The organism is Roseateles sp. DB2 (assembly GCF_051857535.1).
GTDB lineage: Bacteria > Pseudomonadota > Gammaproteobacteria > Burkholderiales > Burkholderiaceae_C > Roseateles_B.
Genome location: NZ_JBPZGY010000002.1, coordinates 1 through 19,144 on the forward strand (window position 1 = coordinate 1; position 19,144 = coordinate 19,144).

The 19,144-nt window shown below is 63.1% G+C and carries 12 protein-coding genes; 3 read left to right on the forward strand and 9 right to left on the reverse strand.

The features are described from left to right. The first annotated feature begins 379 nt into the window (after nucleotides 1–379). Entirely contained in the window at nucleotides 380–1,066 is a 687-nt protein-coding gene (locus tag ACS5PK_RS02485; RefSeq protein WP_439438701.1) for a hypothetical protein, read from the forward strand. Nucleotides 1,067–1,125: 59 nt separating this feature from the next. On the opposite strand, the gene ACS5PK_RS02490 is transcribed toward ACS5PK_RS02485, so the two are convergent. The 6 genes from ACS5PK_RS02490 to ACS5PK_RS02515 all read right to left on the reverse strand — a co-directional run bounded on the left by ACS5PK_RS02490 (nucleotide 1,126) and on the right by ACS5PK_RS02515 (nucleotide 8,994). After that, nucleotides 1,126–2,715 carry a tyrosinase family protein gene (locus tag ACS5PK_RS02490; RefSeq protein WP_439438702.1) on the reverse strand — a complete coding sequence of 530 codons (1,590 nt, stop codon included), beginning with the start codon at nucleotides 2,713–2,715 and terminating at the stop codon, nucleotides 1,126–1,128. Between the two features lie 45 nt (nucleotides 2,716–2,760). Continuing rightward, nucleotides 2,761–3,693, reverse strand: a complete 933-nt coding sequence (locus ACS5PK_RS02495; protein WP_439438703.1) for a hypothetical protein — start codon at nucleotides 3,691–3,693, stop codon at nucleotides 2,761–2,763. A 41-nt stretch (nucleotides 3,694–3,734) separates the two neighbouring features. Next, nucleotides 3,735–5,069 (reverse strand): S1 family peptidase, encoded by a 1,335-nt coding sequence (locus ACS5PK_RS02500; RefSeq protein ID WP_439438704.1) that lies wholly within the window; start codon nucleotides 5,067–5,069, stop codon nucleotides 3,735–3,737. Nucleotides 5,070–5,559: 490 nt separating this feature from the next. Beyond that, on the reverse strand, nucleotides 5,560–6,987 hold the full coding sequence (locus tag ACS5PK_RS02505) for a UvrD-helicase domain-containing protein (RefSeq protein ID WP_439438705.1): 1,428 nt from the start codon (nucleotides 6,985–6,987) through the stop codon (nucleotides 5,560–5,562). Further along, nucleotides 6,977–8,707 (reverse strand): ATP-dependent nuclease, encoded by a 1,731-nt coding sequence (locus ACS5PK_RS02510; protein WP_439438706.1) that lies wholly within the window; start codon nucleotides 8,705–8,707, stop codon nucleotides 6,977–6,979. Before ACS5PK_RS02510 ends, ACS5PK_RS02505 begins: the two co-directional genes overlap by 11 nt. Nucleotides 8,708–8,850: 143 nt before the next feature. Continuing rightward, complete coding sequence (locus tag ACS5PK_RS02515; protein WP_439438707.1) at nucleotides 8,851–8,994, reverse strand: hypothetical protein; 144 nt, start codon at nucleotides 8,992–8,994, stop codon at nucleotides 8,851–8,853. Between the two features lie 613 nt (nucleotides 8,995–9,607). Here ACS5PK_RS02515 and ACS5PK_RS02520 point away from each other — a divergent pair. After that, nucleotides 9,608–14,476 carry an AAA domain-containing protein gene (locus ACS5PK_RS02520; protein ID WP_439438708.1) on the forward strand — a complete coding sequence of 1,623 codons (4,869 nt, stop codon included), beginning with the start codon at nucleotides 9,608–9,610 and terminating at the stop codon, nucleotides 14,474–14,476. Further along, nucleotides 14,469–16,031 carry a hypothetical protein gene (locus ACS5PK_RS02525; RefSeq protein WP_439438709.1) on the forward strand — a complete coding sequence of 521 codons (1,563 nt, stop codon included), beginning with the start codon at nucleotides 14,469–14,471 and terminating at the stop codon, nucleotides 16,029–16,031. Before ACS5PK_RS02520 ends, ACS5PK_RS02525 begins: the two co-directional genes overlap by 8 nt. A 4-nt stretch (nucleotides 16,032–16,035) precedes the next feature. On the opposite strand, the gene ACS5PK_RS02530 is transcribed toward ACS5PK_RS02525, so the two are convergent. From ACS5PK_RS02530 to ACS5PK_RS02540, 3 genes are all read right to left on the reverse strand, one after another. After that, nucleotides 16,036–17,697 (reverse strand): hypothetical protein, encoded by a 1,662-nt coding sequence (locus ACS5PK_RS02530; protein ID WP_439438710.1) that lies wholly within the window; start codon nucleotides 17,695–17,697, stop codon nucleotides 16,036–16,038. A 260-nt stretch (nucleotides 17,698–17,957) separates the two neighbouring features. Then, on the reverse strand, nucleotides 17,958–18,779 hold the full coding sequence (locus tag ACS5PK_RS02535; RefSeq protein WP_439438711.1) for a S1/P1 nuclease: 822 nt from the start codon (nucleotides 18,777–18,779) through the stop codon (nucleotides 17,958–17,960). 66 nt (nucleotides 18,780–18,845) lie between these two features. Continuing rightward, nucleotides 18,846–19,142, reverse strand: a complete 297-nt coding sequence (locus ACS5PK_RS02540) for a helix-turn-helix domain-containing protein (RefSeq protein WP_439438712.1) — start codon at nucleotides 19,140–19,142, stop codon at nucleotides 18,846–18,848. Nucleotides 19,143–19,144: the final 2 nt, after the last annotated feature.

Sequence of the window (19,144 nt, forward strand, 5' to 3'; positions counted from 1 at the left end):
GTGGTTTCGCTGGCGGCGCGCTGAAGGTGCGCCCAAAAGGTCATCCAAGCACTAACGGCATCTTGCAATCGCGCCGAGCCGAGCGCCGTTGTCTGCGTCAACATGACTTGCCGGGACGCTTACGCACATCTGGCCCGTCGTGCCGAATGGGCAGCTAGTCGCCGTCAAGGGCAGCCTTCAGCGAGAGCATGGCGTCTGCAACATCATCGCAAGCCAGGACGAGGACTGGTCGCCGCTGGTGGGCGGGCTGGAGACGAAGAGCAGGGACTTCCGATGAGCCTCAGCGTCCTGTGGTGAGCACAGCGCCCATCACGTCATGCCGTTGGTCTCTTGCGTTGTCAGTGAGGATAGCGGGTTTAGTAACTTAACCTGCCACCCGATGAACTGGAACTCGACCGGAACAAATCCTCAGGCCGTTGAAGCGTTCAATGACTACAGGGAGCTGCTGATGCGTGTCGCGACGCTGTACGCCGGCGCGCGCCTGATCGAAAGCGCTGACCTGTCAGCCTTGGGCGACGACAACTTCAAGCTATCACTCTCCAACAACTTCCCGGAAGAGGCCACTACGATTCGCAGTATCGGCGATCTAAAGCGTGGCATTGCCTCCGGCGAGTACGGTCAGATGGCACTGAAGATGTCTGTCATCCAGCTGTGCACGGCATTCGAGATCTTGTTCGATCGTCTCTGCAGCATCTACGGCTGCACGATCAGCAACAACGCTCACTTCGACGTGCCGTACACACCACCCTTCGGCGCTGCGCCCACCGTGATCACGTTGGGCAACAGGACACTCAACCAGATCAGGAAACTGCACCAGACGCTTTCGGTCACCAGCGCTATCAACAACGACGGCCCGCTGTTGAAGCTGGCGGCAATCATTGAGGCGCGCAACTGCCTCACCCACGCAGGCGGCATCGTTCAGCAAGAGAAGCAGCGGCTGCGGCTGAAAATCTATGGCATCGCAAGCGAGATCGGTAAGCCGCTGATGCTGGATGACAACCTGTTCGACGATTTTCTGCAGTACATGGCCAGCCACGCCCTGGCGTTCGTCAACAAGGCACCCTGATTCGATGCGCGCTGCAGCGCGTGTCGGTCGACGCGCATCAGCGCTGCGCACGCTGGCCGCTATTTCACAGGTTCCTGAGACGCGATCGCGGACTGCACCTCGATCTTCATGACGAGCCTACCCGGCGCGTCGTTGCTGACCTTGTCCGCGCTTTGCATCGGCACCACGCGCACCACCAGGCTCTTAGTGTCACCGCCGAGCTTGGCAATCAGGCGAGTGACGTCGAAGCTGCGTCGATAGCCGGGCCGCTGCTGCCCGACCGCCGGCGCTTCGAAAGAGCTGAACCGCCCGACATAGGCAGGACTTGAAGCATCCTTGGCCGCCTCGGCCTGGGGACCGACGAACACACCGTAATTGCCTCCGAGCTCGCCGGCCTTTCTGATCTCGCTGAGCACGACATATGTCCGGTTGAGCTTGCTGATGGACTGGTTGTGCACAGCGAGCGGCACCGGGCCGGACGCCCCTGCCGAAGGCAACGCCAGTGGAACCGTCGCCACGCCACCGCTGGATGCCGAAATACTGACGGCCTCTGGCAAACCACCGACGGGCTTCATCACGAATCCCTTCACGCTCTTGTCGAGTCCAGTCGAGTCGACAGTCCCAGGTGTCACCACCGTCGGCTGAGGAGGTGGCGGTTCAGGCGGATAAATCACCGCAGGATCCGTGTCGTAGGTGTATCCAAGATTGCTCTGGTCCAGGAAGAAGCTCCTGGGCCTTGTATCAAGCTTACCGTCAGCATCGAAGAATCGGTAGGCCCCGCCGCTCAGCCAGGTCTCGATCTCGCTCCCCTTCATCGTCCTAGACCAAAAGCGCTTCTTGCCCATCCAGAGGCTGAACAGACGATCGATGTTGCAGTGATGCATCCAGAACACCGGATCAAACGCCGCCGTTGTGATATCGCCCATCCAACCGCCCACGCCACCATGCACGCGGCCGTGGGGCGTATCGTCGATGGCCGTACCCAGTCCGATGTCTTCACCCATCCCTTCGATTCCGGGCTCGCTGAAGTAATAGTCATTGCCCATGACCAGATTGGTCGCTACGTCCTCCTTCGCGAGCATCCTCGATGCGGTATTCAGAGTCCGCTTCAGGCCACGGATCGGGTAGAGGGGGTTGTCCTGCCCATCGACTTTGGCATCCAGGAAGATCTTGGGTAGCTGCCTGCTAGCATCTTGCTCGTTGTAGTCCCAGTACGGGAGCGCAAACGTTGGATCAGCCAGCGTCACCCTTGCGTGTCGCTCGAAGTAGTAGAGGTACGCCCTGTGCCAAAGCAGGAAGTCCGCTGGCGACTTCTCTCCAAGGTGCGTGCACTGATCCCAGTAGCCGAGCATCTTCTTAGCAGCCGGATCCGCGTTGAACATCTCCGCGAGTACCTTGAGGTCGGATCTGGCTGCGACGGCAGCGCTGCTCAAGTCTGGCAGCCAATGCACGGCGCCTTGGAAGAAGTAGCTCGCCGGGTCTGACGCCGGTTTCGCCCGCATCTTGCGAAACAACGTCCGCAGCTGCTCAACCTTGCCAGGCTTCGTGGAGAAGGCCGTAAGGGAGATCCGCTGGGGCGCCGCCGTCTGCGGCCACGCACTCGGGGCAGCCAGCGCCGCAGCAATGCCACATGCAGAAGACCCGATCAGATGGCGTCTCGTCACGCTCATGGTGATGTCCTGGTTAGGGCTCGGTGGGGATGAGAATTGGCAGGCTCAGTCGCCGAACTTCTTCTTCACGGCCTCGCCGATGGCGGGCCCCAAGGCAGCCTTAACCGCAGCCAGTTCCGCGAGTGCCGCCTTGTCGTCGAAGCCTGTATTGCCCTGCTCGGCAATGGCCATGGTGACGCTGAGCGCCCCAGCCTTGACTGGGTAGGGCATCAGGTCGGACGTCTTGCAGTCCGAGGTGCTGCACCGCGGCGCCTTGCCGAGCTTCACAGCAGGCACGGTCGTCACACCCTCTCCCGACGGAAGGAGACGTTGAACCCCGCCTTCTGGTGTGCCGACCGCCTTGACGCTTACAGCGAAAGAGAGCGATGTCTTCGGCTCCGGCGCCTTCATCGTGACGGCAACCGAGTTGGTCATGTGGACGTAGATCGGGGTGAACGTGAATGATCTTGAAAGGCCGTCCGGTGCCGGGCCCAGGTGATTGAACTTGAGCACCGTCGTCAGACCCGACTTGATCGGACCGCCATCGTCCTGCGTGTAACGCACCATGGCGACGCATTGGGTCTGCGCTAGTTGGTCGGCAGACATGATCCAGGTGGCCGCGTAGCTTGCTTTGGCCGACTCGACGTTTGCCTCGATCTTTCGCTGCTGCTCGTCAGCCCACAAGTTGAAAGCAACCTCTGCAACGGCTGCGATGATGGGAACAAGGGGGGCCGCGATAGCAGGTGTTGGCGGAACCTGCTGGAGACCGCACGCCTTGTCGCCAGGAAGCCAGGACAAATCCGTTCCAGGTGCGTACGTTTTGAACGTGTCCATGACCTTGATCGGGGGCTCATTGGGGCCGATGAGCACCACCACGGTCTTGCTTCCTTCTATGCCGCTGGCCTCCGCGCGGACGAAGTTGGACGCCGTGCTGAAGTTTGCGCACGCGCTGAGAAGGCTCATCGCGGCGATCGCGGCGAGACGTGACTTGATCTTCATGATGTTGGCTCTCGGTTGTGGTGGAGCTGCGCGCCGTCGATTCATTTCGGCAACGACGCGTGAGTCGTGACGACGTACTGGAGGTACTCGTCCTTCGTCCCCTTGGCTACGATTCGGAACTGGGTACCGGCAGGCACCCTCGCCCAGCAAAAACCGACATTGGGAGTCTCACGCTGGGCGTCAGCCGCTCCGCGGCACAGCACCTTCCCCTTGCGGTCCTGCACGCTGAATTGGTCGATCGCACCCGACGAATTGATGGTGGCAAGGATCGGCGTTGCGACCTGCGACAGGATCCAGCTTTCCGACTCGTACGTGCCATTTGCGCTGAACGGCACCGAGTTACGGCGGTCCAGCACTGCAAGAAGGTTGTCACCGAACGCAGGCCACTTCCCCTTCACGCTGGCTACCCCGTAGGTTTCCAGCCGCTCATCGATCCACATCCGATGCTCTCGATAGGACGTGGCCATCTGAAACCCAACGGTGCCCTTCTCGCGACAGTCTGGGTCACTCCGTCCGGACGTGACACCGATCGTGGAGCCGTTTGCATCAGACTGCCAGAGCGGTCCACCAGAGTCACCTCCGCAGACCGTCGAAGCCGAGCCGATCGCTGCGTCGGAGAACAACGAACATAGGCTGCCTGCAGGGTCCAGATAGGACAAGCCTTGACAGCTGCCAGCCTCCACCTTGCCGTGAGCTTTGATCCCGGGCTGTACCAGCTTCTTGAGAACCGCCGCAGAGGGATCGTCCGCAGAGCTGAACCCGTATCCGACGATTCGCCCAGACGTCCAAGGGATGGCTGGGTTTGAAGCTGGAGGCAGCTCGGGCGGGATGATCTCCGTGGCAGCCTCCTTCAGTATCAAGAGTGCCAGATCGTCGCGAACCCCCTTGCCATCGAAGCGGTAGCCCTCGTTGACGACAACACGACTGACTTCTCGCATGCCGACATGCTGGAAGAAGACGCGCCAGTTGCTCCCATCCATCAGCGATGCGGGTGCGCGCGTCTCGGTGCCGTGTACGCATTCGCGGCCGGACGGATAGTTTTTCGACTCGTCGTATGAGTAGCACACACAGTGCGCGGCCGTGAGCACAACGTTTTGCCGGATCAGAGTTCCGCTGCACTGCGCACTGAACTGCGCCTGTCCCGATTCCTTGGCCAGAAGAAGTGCCACGCCTGCATGGGCCGTCGTTGCGCCACCTCCACCTGAGACGTTGACGGACGGACTGGGCGTCGCCGCCCCTGGCTTCGGCGGCGCGATGGTGGAAGGCCCCACCAGCGGAGAGACTGCGAGGCGCTCGATGACCTTGGCTGCGGGCAACGACTGCAACACCAGTGCTCCTTTGGCAGTGCTGCCACCGGCGCGTCGGAGTTCGGCCAAGACCGACTGCTTGGCGCGCTCTGTCACTTCGCCCAAAGGTTCCGGGCGCGGCTTCCGAGCGCTCAACAGGCCAGGAACTGGGTCGGGGGCTGTTTGCCCAAAAGCTGCACTTACCAACGTGCCAGCGATCAGGATTGCGAGGCAAGAGCCAAACATCATGATGGAGCCTGAGTCATTGCTTGCGAAGCAACCTACGGCAGTCATTGCCGCAGCCAAAAACTCATCATCATTTCAGCCTTGATCCGCCGCATCATCAAAAGTGCTGAGGTTGACCGAAGCACCCTCTGCATTGAACCGCATGCAGGCTCACGACTCGCTGCGAACGTCCCCGCTGAGCCACGTCACTGGTGGCTGATGCGACCGGACCGGCACCGTTACGGTAATTACCGTAACGTGTTACGGTAAAGACAGGTCTCGCCAGTTGCTCGTGCAGGTCGTCTTCACCGAGTCAATGTGCCCTTGGCCGGATGCTTACCCTGCGGCCACTTCTTTAGGCACCTTCCCGTGGCGTCAAGACGCTGGTGGGCGAGCACACCACCACCTGGCGCGCGCCTCGTGTCAGCGCAACATACAGGTGTGCGGCGGTCATGGCCTCCGGCTGGAGCACCACGGCAACATCGGCCTCGAGTCCTTTGAGCAACAAGGTGCTGCCAACGGACCGTCGAGAAACCGGGCGGCTCATGTGACGTTGACGCTCGCGCGCCTGGAGTGCTGCAGCGTGCAAAGTGGAGGTGCCACGAGCGGCGATCTGCATGGCTGCCTGGCAGCAGCGCAGCACTTCGGGACGGTACACATGTGTCCCCGGCTGCCGAGCGAAGGCCTGCAGCAGACGAGATGCTTCAGCGACGCTGGGAGCTTGAGCAAACGCCAGGGCTGTAGCCTCGATCGGTGTCGGCGGATTGCGAGGCCTGCCATGCTGCAGAACGCGCACACGCTCCAGTAGCGCTGCCGCCCCGACGCCTGTCATCAGGCTCGCAGCAAACTCGACCACTTGTCCCAGCGGATTGGGGCCAGCGGGGTCAAAGTCTCGTGCGAACTGGATGAGCTCCACAAGGTCGACGCGCTCCACCACCGTCGCGCCAGGTGTCTGACTGGTCAGCTGGTAGCGCCCGCGGACATTCATCGCGTCGCCGATGATGAGGACGCTGTCCTGAGCGTTGCGCCCGCGTGTCCTTGCGGCAGCCCGGCGCTGCTCTTCGGCCGTCGCCGCGGCCAGTTGCACCCAGTGCACTTCAGCTGGCGCGCCCTGCAGGTCTACGGGCTGCCCGGCTTGAAGAAGCGCCCGTGCGTTCAGCAGCCATTGCCCCAGCTCCTCAGTTCCAGCCAGCCGCCAGCGCCAAGGTGTCTGCAGCATGCCAACGGCAGGAAACTGTGCCTCAACATCGACTTGCCAGTTGACCAGGCGATTGCCACCGAACCCGAAGATCGCCTGCATGGGATCACCGAGCACGCACGTGGGCAGGGTCTGCGCGGCCCACGCCACCAGGCTATGTTGCGCCGCATTGCAGTCCTGGTACTCATCGACCAGCAGCCTCGCGTAAGTAGCTCGCAGCGGCGCGTTGATGTGTCCGGCCTGCAGCAGATTGGCCGCTGCTGCACGAATCGCCGGATAGTCCTGGCCTGGATTGGCGAGTTCAAGCGTGTGGGCAGGAAGGCCACTGCGCAGCGGAAACTCCCCGGCGAGTCGCATCGCGAAGCCATCGATCGTCGAGATCCGGTAGGCCGAGCTGGGGATGGCCGCTCTGGCCATGCGAGCCCGCAATGCCGCGACACCAGCGTTGGTGTGCGTCAAGACCAGGATGGGCTTGCTACCGGTGTGCGCCGCCAGTGTATCGGCGATGAGCTGAGTCTTGCCGCAGCCTGCCGGCGCAGTAACCGACCCGCGTGCGACTGCGAACAGGTCGAGTTCAGGCGGCATGGGTGCAGTCCCACAGCCGGTTCAGCACCTCAAGAAATCCAGCGTCCGAATTGTTGCAATGCGGTCCCACGATCGTGCGGCCGACATATTGATAGGCAGAAACGGACTTGAACCAGCCGTTCTTGTTGACCCGCGCTGCGCGGCCCAGAAGCTCACGTGTCGCTGGCGAATAGGCGCCCGGCGCTGCTCTCTCAGCCTCGATGGCTTCGAGAGTTCTCTGACCTTCCGACTTGGACCGAATGTGCTCGGCTACGTCATCTCGGCCAATCCGTTCGATGGCGTAGCCGAGCAGGGAATCGATCGCCGCGTCCGCCATGCTGATGAATAGTTCATCCTCCAACGCGCGGCCTGCCCGCCAAGTGAGGAGACCAACACCCTCGGCAGCGAGGGTCACGAGAAGCGCCGGTGTCGGCGGCTTGTCCGCATCGATGAATGCAGTGACGTTGTAGCCCAGCCGGCGCAAGACGAGCGCTTTCTCCAGACACTGGTCTGGCGTGCTGCCGCCTGCGTTGACGTATGCGCCGCCGAGCGCGAAGAACGACGTTCTGTTGTGAACCTCCACGCCATATTGGTCGATGCCTCGCGCCAGCCCGATCTCACTGGCCCCTTCGCAGACCAGCACAGACTTCGCAAGGAAAGCCTCTGGGTCCGTGCGCAGGATGCCTTGCACCTGATCGGTCACGCCCGCTGGGCGCACGACATGGCCATCGCCCTCGCGCCTGACGATGAACAACTGGTTGCCGGAGAGCTCGCGCAGCGCAACGGGCGAGTGCGTCGTCATGAACGCCTGAAGGGGCGGGGTCGTGTCCTTTGCTCCCAGGGAATCGAGCAGGCGCTTGAGCCGGTGAGGCTCCAGGCCGAACTCGACTTCGTCCACGAGTGCAATGGTCGCTGCCTGAGCGGCTTCGCGCTGCAGCCCCGCCATCAGCAGGCGTGCCGACCCCGTCCCCAGCGAGCGCAGCGGAATGCCGGTCTCGCTGTGCAGTGCGATCGCACCATCTCCAATGGAGACCGCGTGTGCGTCCAGCATCGCCTGGGCCTGGCCTACCGGCACACCCAGCGCGGTGGCGGTACGCGTCACGACCTGAAGGGTCTCGGCCAGTTGGGCTCCTGCCTGGTTGCCGAACCCTGTTCTCGCGTCGCGCGCCGCGCGAGCCAACTCGGCGCCCAGATCGGGGCGTCCGTCAGTCAGCCGGTTGAGCACAGAGCTGCGGCTCCAGGACAGATGAGTGCTGGCGTAGTTGCCGATGCGCGCCGGGGCCAGCGCGGCGCGATGCTTCCAGGCGAGGCCACGCTCTATCCCTTGGTCTTGTGCCCTCTCGGAGTACAGCAACCACGACGGTTCCAGGTCGGCGCCGACCTCAAGGCGTAGCGTCAACACGGTTTCGATGTCGGCCCTGGGTTCCGGCTCGATCTGCCCAGTCGCTTGGTCATGCCCCCGCAGATATTCTCCGTAGGCCTCCAGACTCAGCAGCTCGTCCGACAGGCCACCCAAGGTCACCGTGATGACAATGGGCTCGGTGACGACAAGCCCGTGGAAGTCTGTGTCGGCAATGCTGACGCTGCGCCGCGCGCCCAAGCACAAGTCGATGGCGTCCAGGATGGTGGACTTACCACTGTCGCCCGGACCTATGAGGCAGTTGATGCCTGCCGAAGGCGCCCAATCGAGCGTCTTGATCGAGCGGAAGTTGCGGATTTCCAGCCGTCGGATGCGCACCATGCTCCTCCCCAGGTCGCACGTTATTTGCCTCCAAGTATCCGTTTTCTTCGTCAGGTTGATTGGCCGGCCAGCTTACGCAGCGCGCCACCGATACGTTCTCGATCCCGCTCGAGGTGGCGTAGACAAAGTACACAGCAACGATCTCAAGGGAATACACACGTAGTGAGCCACATGTCGAACTGCGTCTCCGTGATGCCGGTGACGATGTTCTTGCACAGCAGCAGCCGAAAGCGCCGCTCGACTTTTTCGAACAGGCCGGCGTGCGCCTCGGGCACGAAAAGCGCCATCCATCTCCTCCAATGCGCCCAGGCTCTGGGCCACAGTGCGTCGTGCCCCAGGCCGGCGATGTGTTGCTCGGCGCGAAGCTTGGATTTTTAGATCAGTCTACGACGGGCACGACGACGCGCGCATTGTCTAACGGCCCCGTTATGACACAACGGCGCAAGCGAGGAACACCAGCGCCGGCTGGCCATCAGGCGCATCATCCGCGCCGGGAAGTGCTCGTCTAGCCATACACCACGTCCTGTTGAGCAGCGATTCAGGATTCCATGGATGAGCTCGCAAACCCCGCCTCTCATCGGTCAAGCGACATTGCGTGACGCTACCGTTCGTCGTGGCGTTTCAGTTTTCGCCACGCACCGTCACGTCGGCAAGGGCTAGGAGCTGAAGATGGGCAAGCCGCGAGCGGACAGCGCCTCAGCGGGTGGGTGCCTGGCCGTCCAGGGTGTTGGTTGGCCGCACAGACCGAGCGTTCGTATTCCCCAATCTTGGCGGGCCGTCCGTCGCTCCTCCAGCGATCCATTATGCTGGTCCCACGAGCCCGACGCCACAGTTCGCGGTTCATGCAGGCTGTCCGACGTAGACGGCGCGCCAACAGATCCGATTCGGGAGGTCTCCACTGTGCGAATTCAGTACCTCAGCCCTCATGGTGTTCTAGAGGTTGAGCAGGCCGCGCTGCGCGAAATCGCTGCCAAGTTGCCGAGTGCGTGGACTGCCTACGCCGCCTTCCGTTTGCTGCCTCGTGGATCCAAGCAGCCCTTCGACGTCGACCTGCTACTGCTGACGTCGAATCGCATCCTTGTGGTCGAGTTGAAGAACTGGGCTGGCGACATCGAGTACTCGTCGGGCCAGTGGTTCCACCGCGGTCACGCGATGCCATCGCCGGTCGAGGTGACGGACATCAAGGCGCGCGCGCTGAGAACCTTCCTCAAGGAAAAGAACGGGGCGATCAAGCTTCCCTTCATCGAGTCGGTAGTGGTTCTCTGCCACCCCCATTGCCGCCTCAAGAACTTCCCCGACGAACAGCGCCGCTTCGTCCTGACGTTAGCGGACTTCCTGCATGCAGCCTCGGACGGCGCTCGCTACAAGAAGCGCTTTCCCGATACGCCGCCGCAGTGGAATTACGCCTCCGCTGACCCGCTACGCCAGCGGCAGCTCTACGACGCCATCTTCACCACATCCAACCCAGCCGTCCTCAAGCGTCGGACCGTCTTGTACGGTTTCGAGCAGATCGAGGACCAGGCGGACTACGTGCATCCGCGCAAGATATGGTCAGAGTTCCGCGCGGAGCACCAGGAAAGCCGTAGCTCCAAGGCCTTGCTGCGCAAGTGGGACTTCGAGGCACTCGCGGCCGGTGGCACCTCGACGGTGGAGCGCCAGACCATCGGGCTGCGCGAGCTGCGCTTGAACGAGACGCTGCGGGTGCAGGCGCCCGAGCTCCATGAAGATCTCCTTGAACCCATCGGCTCCGCGACCGCGGACGACATCACCACCAACTTTGCCGAGGCGTATCGCCTGCCCACCGGCATCGAACGCCTGGCGGAGCATCTTGCTCGCAACCGCGAGATGGATGAGCAAGAGCGGCGGTTGCTCGCCAAGAGCATCCTGGCGCGTTTCGCCAAGCTACATGCCCTTGGCATCGCACATCGAGACATCACCAAGCGCACGCTCTGGGTGCTGGAGCCGTCCCGCGTCATCCTCTCGACCTTTGCGGCCGCTCGCGTACCTCAGGCCCAGACCGTAGGCGTCCACCGTATCGAACTGGAGACCGGCTCGATCCAGCTGCCCGAGGACGAAGGCGTCACCGCGCAAGGCCGCAACGCGGACCCGTTTGTCCGCGACGTGTTCCTGTTGGGCGTCCTGGTCTACGAGATGCTCGAAGGCCGGGAACTCGAGCGCCTGAACGACGTTCCCGTTTTCGACAGCGCAGCCGAGCTCTGCGTACCAGTCCTCGCACCCTGGTACGCCAAGGCGATGGACCTGGATCCGGCGGCCCGCTATCGCCATGCCTCGGAAGCACTCGATGCGCTCAACGCCTGCTTCGCCGAAGACGGCGGTCCGGATGTACGCGCCGAGGACTTTGCCGGCTACGAAACGACGGCGGGGCCGATGACGCTCCGGGTCAAGCATCAGCTCCCGTCAGCCTCGACCAAGATGGTCTACGAGTCGGAGCTCAATGGCGTTCGCGTGCTGGTGAAGTGGTGGCCCCAGCTCAGGTACGACCCGAAGTACATGGCCCGCAACCTACGCCTGCTCGCCTTCTTGCAGCAGGCGCGCTCGCTGCGCCAATCCGGATTCGACGCTGCGCCAGAAGTGCTGGACTTCGGCCTGAGCGCGGTCGGCCTCGTGCTGGTCACGCGGTGGATGGAAGGCAAAACGCTCACCGCCTGGCTGGCGTCCGGCCCCGACGGGCGACAGCGCGCGCTTGTGGCGCACGCGCTGCTCAACGCTGTGCGACGCCTCCACGTCCTGGGCCTTGCGCATGGCGACGTGAAGGCCGACAACATCGTCGTGCCTGCGGCGGCGGGAGACGAGCCTCCGCGCGTCGTCCTAGTGGACATCCCAGACCTAAGCGCGGATGGCGACGAGGGCATAACCATTGGCGCCGTGCCGCACGCCGTCGAAGGCGAGTCGCCCTTGCACAGGGACGCGTTTGCGGTGTGCGCGCTGGTACTCGGCCTGCTCCCCGAAGAGTTCGCCGCAACGCGCAGCGACGTGGCGCGCGCCATCGACCTGGTGGATGTCCTGCCGCCTCTGGACTTGCTTGCCGAGACGCTTCAGGAAGAGCTACATCCCCGGCCGCGCACGATCACCAAGTTCAAGGCTGTGCTGAAGAAGCGCCTGCGTGGTGGGCCGCCATCGCTGGACCTGATCTCCAACAACGGCGAGTACGCGGTGCGCGCGACGCGGCACGCGGATACGGGCCACGTGCGCTTCCACGTCGTCGGGATGCGGCAGGAGCTGTACATCAAGTACGACCCGGAAGAGGAGGCTGTGCTCGATGCATCCATCAAGGAGATCGATCACATCGATTTCGTGAACGCACACCGACGCAGTTTGTTCTCGTTGAGCGCTGAGATTCAGGTCACGTTTGCGGAGGACCTCGATGCTCACGCGCTGGCGGGGCTCCTCTTCCAGCGCTACAGCGCAGAGCTCGTCGATGAACCGGAAGGCGAAGACCCCGCTGCCCCTCCCGGTGTCGACCCCTACGCAAAGCAGGCCGAGCCGACATCGCATCAGCGTGTCACCGCCACGGCGCTGTGGACGGCGCTGTCGGACACCGACGAAATGAACGTCACCACGATCACTGTCCGCCAAGGCGCGAGGCAGGTGCCACCGGACAGCGGTGAATGGGTCATCCCGTTCGACTGTGAGGGCGGGGTCCTCGACTTCTCAGAGGATGAGGGCATCGAGCTGCTTGAACGCGGTATCGACGCCACCGACGGCAGCGATCGTTGGTTCACCGTAGGCTGGGTGTCGCCAGACCTGGGTCGCGACATCATGCGGGTGCAGGCGAAGAGAATGAGTTTCGCGCCCAAGGCGGGAGACCTGCTGCATGTGCGCGGCACCTTTGAGAAGGTGGCTTCGGAGCGCCGCGTGGCGGCCATGAAGCGGGTACTCGCCGGCGGCGGCCTGATCCCTTCGCTGGTCGACTACTTCGACCCAGACGCGGAGCGAATGCCCCGGCGCGACGCGACGATCGATCTCCGCGAGCTGGGCGAGTACGAGCTGAACGCCGCCCAGGAGGAGGCGCTCAGAACCGCCATCATCAACGGCCCCATCTCGCTGCTGCAGGGGCCGCCCGGGACGGGCAAGACCAAGTTCATCGCCTCGTTCGTGCACCTGCTCCTGTCGCGCGGACTGGCGGACAACATCCTGCTGGTCAGTCAATCGCACGAGGCCGTGAACAACGCGATGGAAAAGGTCGCGGGCTCGCTGCGTGCGTCGAGCCTGGACGTTTCCATGGTCCGGATCGGCCAGCAGTCGATGGTTTCGCCTGCGCTGCGCGGCATTCAGGAGGACGCTCTGCGTCAGAACTATCGCGAGGGCTTCGATGCAGAGGTGAAGGATCGTGTGCGTGCCGTGGGTGTCGCCATGGGCCTTCCCGAAGGCTACGTGCGCGACGCGGCTGACCTTCATGCCACGCTCGGACCGCTGCTGCAGCGCATTGATAGCTTGGCCCGGGCCGTTGACGAGTCTGAGGGCAACGACCTCGCTGCGGCAGAGCATCTGCGACGCCTCAGCCAGGTGTTCGTCGAGCTTGCCGGACGTCAGTTCGGGATCCATGCTGCGCCCGGAACGAACCCCGCCGAGCTCCGGGAGTTAGTGGACGACAAGCTCGAGGCCCTGGCCCACCGGCACGGCTCGCCAAGTCCAGCCAAGTGCGCCCACCTTGAGCAGATCGCGCGACTGTCCACCGAGTTCTCGCAGGTGCTGCGCAGTCCGAGATCCAACTACACCGCATTCCTCGCGCGAAGTGCCAGCATCGTCGCGGGCACGTGCGTGGGCGTCGGCAAGCAGGCGCTGGGCATCACGGACGTGCCTTACGACTGGGTGATCGTCGACGAGGCGGCGCGAGCCTCGCCGATGGAGCTGGTAGTGGCCATGCAGGCCGGCAAACGGGTGCTGCTCGTGGGCGACCACCTGCAGCTGCCACCCTCCTATCCACGCGCCGTCGAAGACCAGGCTTCCGCGCTTCTGGGCATGTCTCGCAAGGATTTCCGGCGGATGAACAACTTCCAGCGGGCCTTCTCGTCGCAGTACGGCCAGTCCGTTGGGCGAACGCTGAGCGTCCAGTACCGCATGGCAGAGCACATCAACCGCCTGGTGTCTCACTGCTTCTACTCGGATGCCCTCGTGGTCGGTCGCAAGCCGCCGGGCGACGAGTACGCGATGCTGCCGGACTTCTTGTCCACCCAGGTCGTGTGGGTCGACACCCAGGACCAAGGGCGCAATGCCTTTCACCGCGCGGCAGGCACGACGGAAGGTGCGCTCGTGAACGAAGCCGAGGCGGCGGCCGTGGTGGAGGTCGTCCGCGGCATCCTGACCTCCGCATCGTTCCTTGAGCACGTCCAGTCGCAGGACGGCGATCACGAGCCGGTCATCGGCATCATTGCCATGTATGCGGCTCAGCGCGACCTAATCCGCCGCAAGCTCGAGCAGGCCGAGTGGGCATCCGGCCTGCGCGACCGCTTCTCAGTCGGGACCGTCGACAGCTATCAGGGCAAGGAGAACCGCGTCATCGTGCTCTCGGTCGTGCGCAACGACACCAGCGAGCATGTCGGATTCCTGATCGACCCCGAGCGCATCAACGTGGCCATGTCACGGGCGAAGGACAGACTGGTTGTCGTCAGCTCATCGGCAATGTGGAGATCCCGAGCCGCCACGCCGATGAAGCGCGTGCTCGATGAAGTCGAGCGCCTCGCGGATGAGCAACTGGCGCAATTCGTCCCTTCGAAGGAACTGAAGCGGAGCCTGGTCCATGCGTGAACGATTCAACACCGTTGCCGTAGCCATTCCGGCGCAGCTCTTCAACGTGCGCTGCCACGTGTCGATCGACCGCCAAGTGCCTGTCATGACGGACTTCGCAGTGCGCTTGCTCCATCTGAGCGGGCCATTGGACGTCAGCGTCCTGCGGGAGTACTTCGGGCTGTCGGCCAGTGAGGCTCGCGATCTGCTGGAGTTGCTTCGGGAGGAAGGTTTGATCGGCGAGGCCAACGGTCGCATCTCGCTCACGTCCTACGCGGAATCCCGGTTCGCGGCGTCCTCTGACGGCCTGCCACGCTTCACGAAGATCGCGGAGCGTCAGAGTCGCCCCGTCTTTGAGCTGCTGACCTACACCCCGCTGCCGAAGACTCTCACGGGCAACTACTGGGACAACAGCCTGGAGCTGAAGTGGAATGCAGATGACCCGGAGGCGGGCAAAACGCGCGATCGGGCCGAGGCGGCGTTCCACAAGCATTTCCTGGAAATCGAGCGCTTCGAACTCGAAGACGTGAACCGCCGAGCCTACGCTTGCTACAAGGTCGACGAGATTCGCGCTGGCCGGCCATACAGCGTTCCGCTGCCCGTGCATTTCGAGGTGGATGCGGAGGGCAATGTCGAGTTTGAGGTCGATGCGCAGCTCGAGCTTCTGCCCGAGTCGTTGCGATCAAAGTTGCGGGAGTTGACGGCTGACCGGATCGCTGCGCTCGCCACTCGACCGGATCACCTTCGCGCCTTCATCGAGCGCTTCGACGACGAACTGCTTGCTCGGTACCTGCTCTCTGCGTCGAGCGGAGGAGAACGCGCCGCCTTGGTGAAGCCGGATGGGCGCATTGGTCTGCGCAAGGACCCGACGATCGACTTTGGACGATACGTCCACGAGGTTCATGCACAGAACAACGGCGAGATCTATGACGGTGGCAGAAGCCAAGCGACGCTCGGCGCTTTATATATGCCCAAGACGCAGACTCGTCTGCTGGAAGGACTGCGCAAGGCGCTTGCCGCGCTGAAGCGCACGCCCGACGTCGAGCTGCCGGCCGCCGCCTTCTGGGTCATCCCCGACTCTGAGCTGTGGGGCCGCACGAGCCTGGTACGCGACCTCATCACGGCGGTCCGCGCCGAACTTTCAAAGGCGTTTGGATCGTCGCCCGAGATCGTGGCCGTCGCACCCTGCCGGCAGGACGAGCACAAGGACCAATCCGTGAAACGGGCTCGTCTCCTGCTTGATGCTGGCTTCAACCGCGTCTTCTTGAGCCCCTACCAGCCCAAGCAGGAATGCTTCGAAACACTACTGGTTCCTGGCATCTTTGGCGTTGCAAGTTATCAATGGACCTTGCCCAGCGCTGGTCGATACAACGTGCCGCTCGGGTTCCTGACCCAGGCGCCCAAGAAGTTGCAGAAGATGGCCGCGTTCACCCAGTCCGTGATGACTTCATCTATCTACGCATCAAGCCGCGGCAACGGCTCTACAGCCGACGAGCGCAGGTTCAGGTTCGAAGATGCTGCGGTCAGCGAGTTCGCTTGGCTCGATCGCTTCGCCGCGGCGGCTGCCGCGGCCTGAAGCCTCAAGGCGGGAGCAGGCCGGCCACAGACGTTGTCGGTGGATCGCTTGAGGGCGAGGGCTCAGAGCCGTAGGACAACAACGCTCCTCCAAGCCCCGGCATTGAAGGGGCGGAGCCGGTTGGGGCGATCGATGCAGACCTGGTCGACTTGGGCGCTGGAACTGACCAAGCTTCCGCGAGCGGGTGCTTTTGAAAGTGGGACCTAATGACATCGAGCGTCGACGCGTCTCCGGCCGCTCTGGCCATCGCGACCAACTCTTCTATGTAGCGGACCTTCAGGGTGTACTTCGTCGGACGAACTGTCGCGGCGCGTTCGCGCACCATGCGCTTGCCTTCTTCGGACAGATCTCCAGAGACCCACATCTCGAAGTGGTACTTCCGGCGCGCAAACTCTGACATGCCTCGGTGCTCCTTCTCGATCGCCGGGACCTGTACCTCGAGCCAGTGCTTCACCTCCTCGTCGGGCACCAGGTTGCCAGGCAACCGTCCCTTGGCCTCGATGAAGAACAGGTCGGCTCCAAGCTCGCCGCGCACGTCGATATCGGCCACGTCTTTGCCATCTTTGCGCACCAGACGGCCCATCACGACATTGGAGGCGTGCAAGCCATTGCGCGCCAATTCCGCGCAGACAAACTCGAAGAGCTTGCCGCGCAGTCTCCCGTCGGCGCCTGGCAGACCGCTCAGCGTCTTGAAGAGCTTCTCGAACTTGGCGGGGTCCACGGCTTGCTCTGCCGCGTGGCTCAGCAACTCGATGAGGCCGCGCAGCGCGACCGCGACTTCGCGGCCGAAGAGCGACTCTGGAGTGCCGACGACGATGCCGGCGTTCTTGAGGCTCTCCAGCGCGCTGTCGCTGAAGCCGTCCGCGACGACGAACTGCATGCAGCGCATCAAGCGGCTGACCTTCCGGATCGTCTCGGTCTTGTAGATGAAGGGCCTGACGTGGACTTCTTCCAGGTCCGCGAGCACGACGTCCATCGCTAGGAACCCAGGCTTCAGCTTGCCATCGGCGAAGGTGCGCAGCGGGCCGAGGTAGGAAGGCGCCGACAAGTCCCATTCGAATCGATTGACGGTGGGTGCTGGGTCATCTCCCCGAAGCCTGAACCGTCCCCAGCTGCCCAAGTTCAGGCGCCGCGCCCACTCCTTCAGCGAATCCAGCAAGATCGCCTCTGCGATCATCCGGCCGCGGAACTGTGCAACCATGTGGTCGTTCTGCAGCGCTTCGACGAAGCCGACGACCGTACCGGCGCCCTCCAGCTCGACTTCTTCAAGGAGGCCGGCCTCTACCAGCCGCGTCTTGACCTCTTCGGCGTCGACCTGGCCCTCGCCGGCGCCGGTTGCCGTGGCAGCGGCGAACTGATGGGACGGCAGGATGCCACCGCGGGCGGACAGCGCCCAGATCGTTCTGGCGTAAGCGCCACCGGCCATCACGAGCGCGTCGCCCAGGGCAGACCAGAAGGCTGACGACTGCCATTGATCCGGCAGGTAGAGGAAGCGTGCTCGTCGCGGGAAGTCGAGTTTGAGCTCGCGCACGGGCTCTGCGCGCCGGGCAACCTGCTGCCGGGCGGCATCCGGTGTGATCGAGAACCGCTGGGCCAGGTCGTCAGCGGCAGTTCCGGTCAGACAGGGACCGATTTCTCGGAGTACGGCAACCAGTTTGCTGGCCATGGGGCGCCCCAATGTCACAGAGCGCTATTTATATCACAATTGCCGCTCTGTGACGGTCGCCGAAATTTCTATTTTTCCTTATAAATCAAAGGCTTGAAAACTTCGAAACGGCAATGTCAATGTCACAGTGATCAGCGGGGCCCAAAAACCGACCGGCTGAAGGCTGGTTTTGCGTAGTCATCAGCGTACTACGATGACGCTCAACGTGTGGCTCCCCCCCCTGCCTATGTAGAAGAGGGTGTTGAGGTCGCGGACCCAGCTCAATCGAAGGCCGCGTTCAGTGTCATCGCCAGGCGCCGCCCGGCCGTGACGATCTGTTCCTTGACCGTAGCAACGCCCACTGCGTCGTAGGCGTCATCCGCGGCGAACGACTGGTGCTTCGCCTTGCAGGCGAACCCTTCGAACCTATATGCAGTCCGCCTGGCCAGTTGGTTCGATTCAGCTGCCCACTCAGCGGCGAGCTGTGGCGCCTTCAGCGGCGCCTTTGGCATCTCAGCTGCCCAGACCTTGGCTGCAGCCATTTCGGACTGACCGCGCAGGGCGGCCTTCACAAGACTGGTGTCCCAGTAGGTGTGGAGCTTGCACGCAGATGGCTGCGAAGCGCCAAACTCGACGCACAGCCGATTCGTGACCGTGGAGCCGTTGCCTCCGTAGTCACTGTTGTCCGCCGCGTGCAAGGGCTGATGAACGTCACCGATCAGGTGGACGAGGACTCGGAGTGCCTTCAGCGCCTCTTCCGGCGAGCCGGTTCTGAGCGTGTCGCGTGCCCACTCGATGCGCCCGGTGGCGCAATTGCCGTTCTTGCACTTTGGCTCCGCCTCGCCACAGGCCTTCATGCTGACGAAGTGCCAGCGCTGCATGGTGTTGCCTTCCGGTGTACCTCTGACCTCGTCCATCCAATTCGAGACCGACGCCAACGAGTCGGCGTTCATGATGCGTCGCACGGAAATGCGGGCCTTCACGCTGAGCTCGGCGTCCGCCACGTAGCCGACCATGCGGTGCCCTTCGGCGCCCCACGACCAACTGGCGGTCGTGAACGCCAGTCCGATCGCGGCGGTAAACCAACGTCCGATTCGTTTCATCTGGCCATCTTCCGGCATGGGCAAGCGAGCCGAAACTCGTGCTTCCCCATAGCCGCTTGCCTGTGGCTAGCGTCGACGCCTGAAGGTCTTCTCAACTGGGTTGAGCAGGTCGCCCGCCTCGCAGCCCAGGCCTTTGGCCAGTTTGAGCAATGCAAGGAGGGTTGGCTGGCTCAATCCACGCTCAAGTCGACTGATGTACGACCGCTCGATTCCGGTCTCCAGCGCCAGCGCCTCCTGAGAGAGACCTGCCTCGAGGCGTCGGCCCTTAGCTGCCTTTCCAAACGCCTTTGCAATGCCTGCATCAAGGCTGCTATAGCCCTTCGGGCGGCCGGGTTTGAGGGAAGTCTTCGGGCGGACAGGCATCC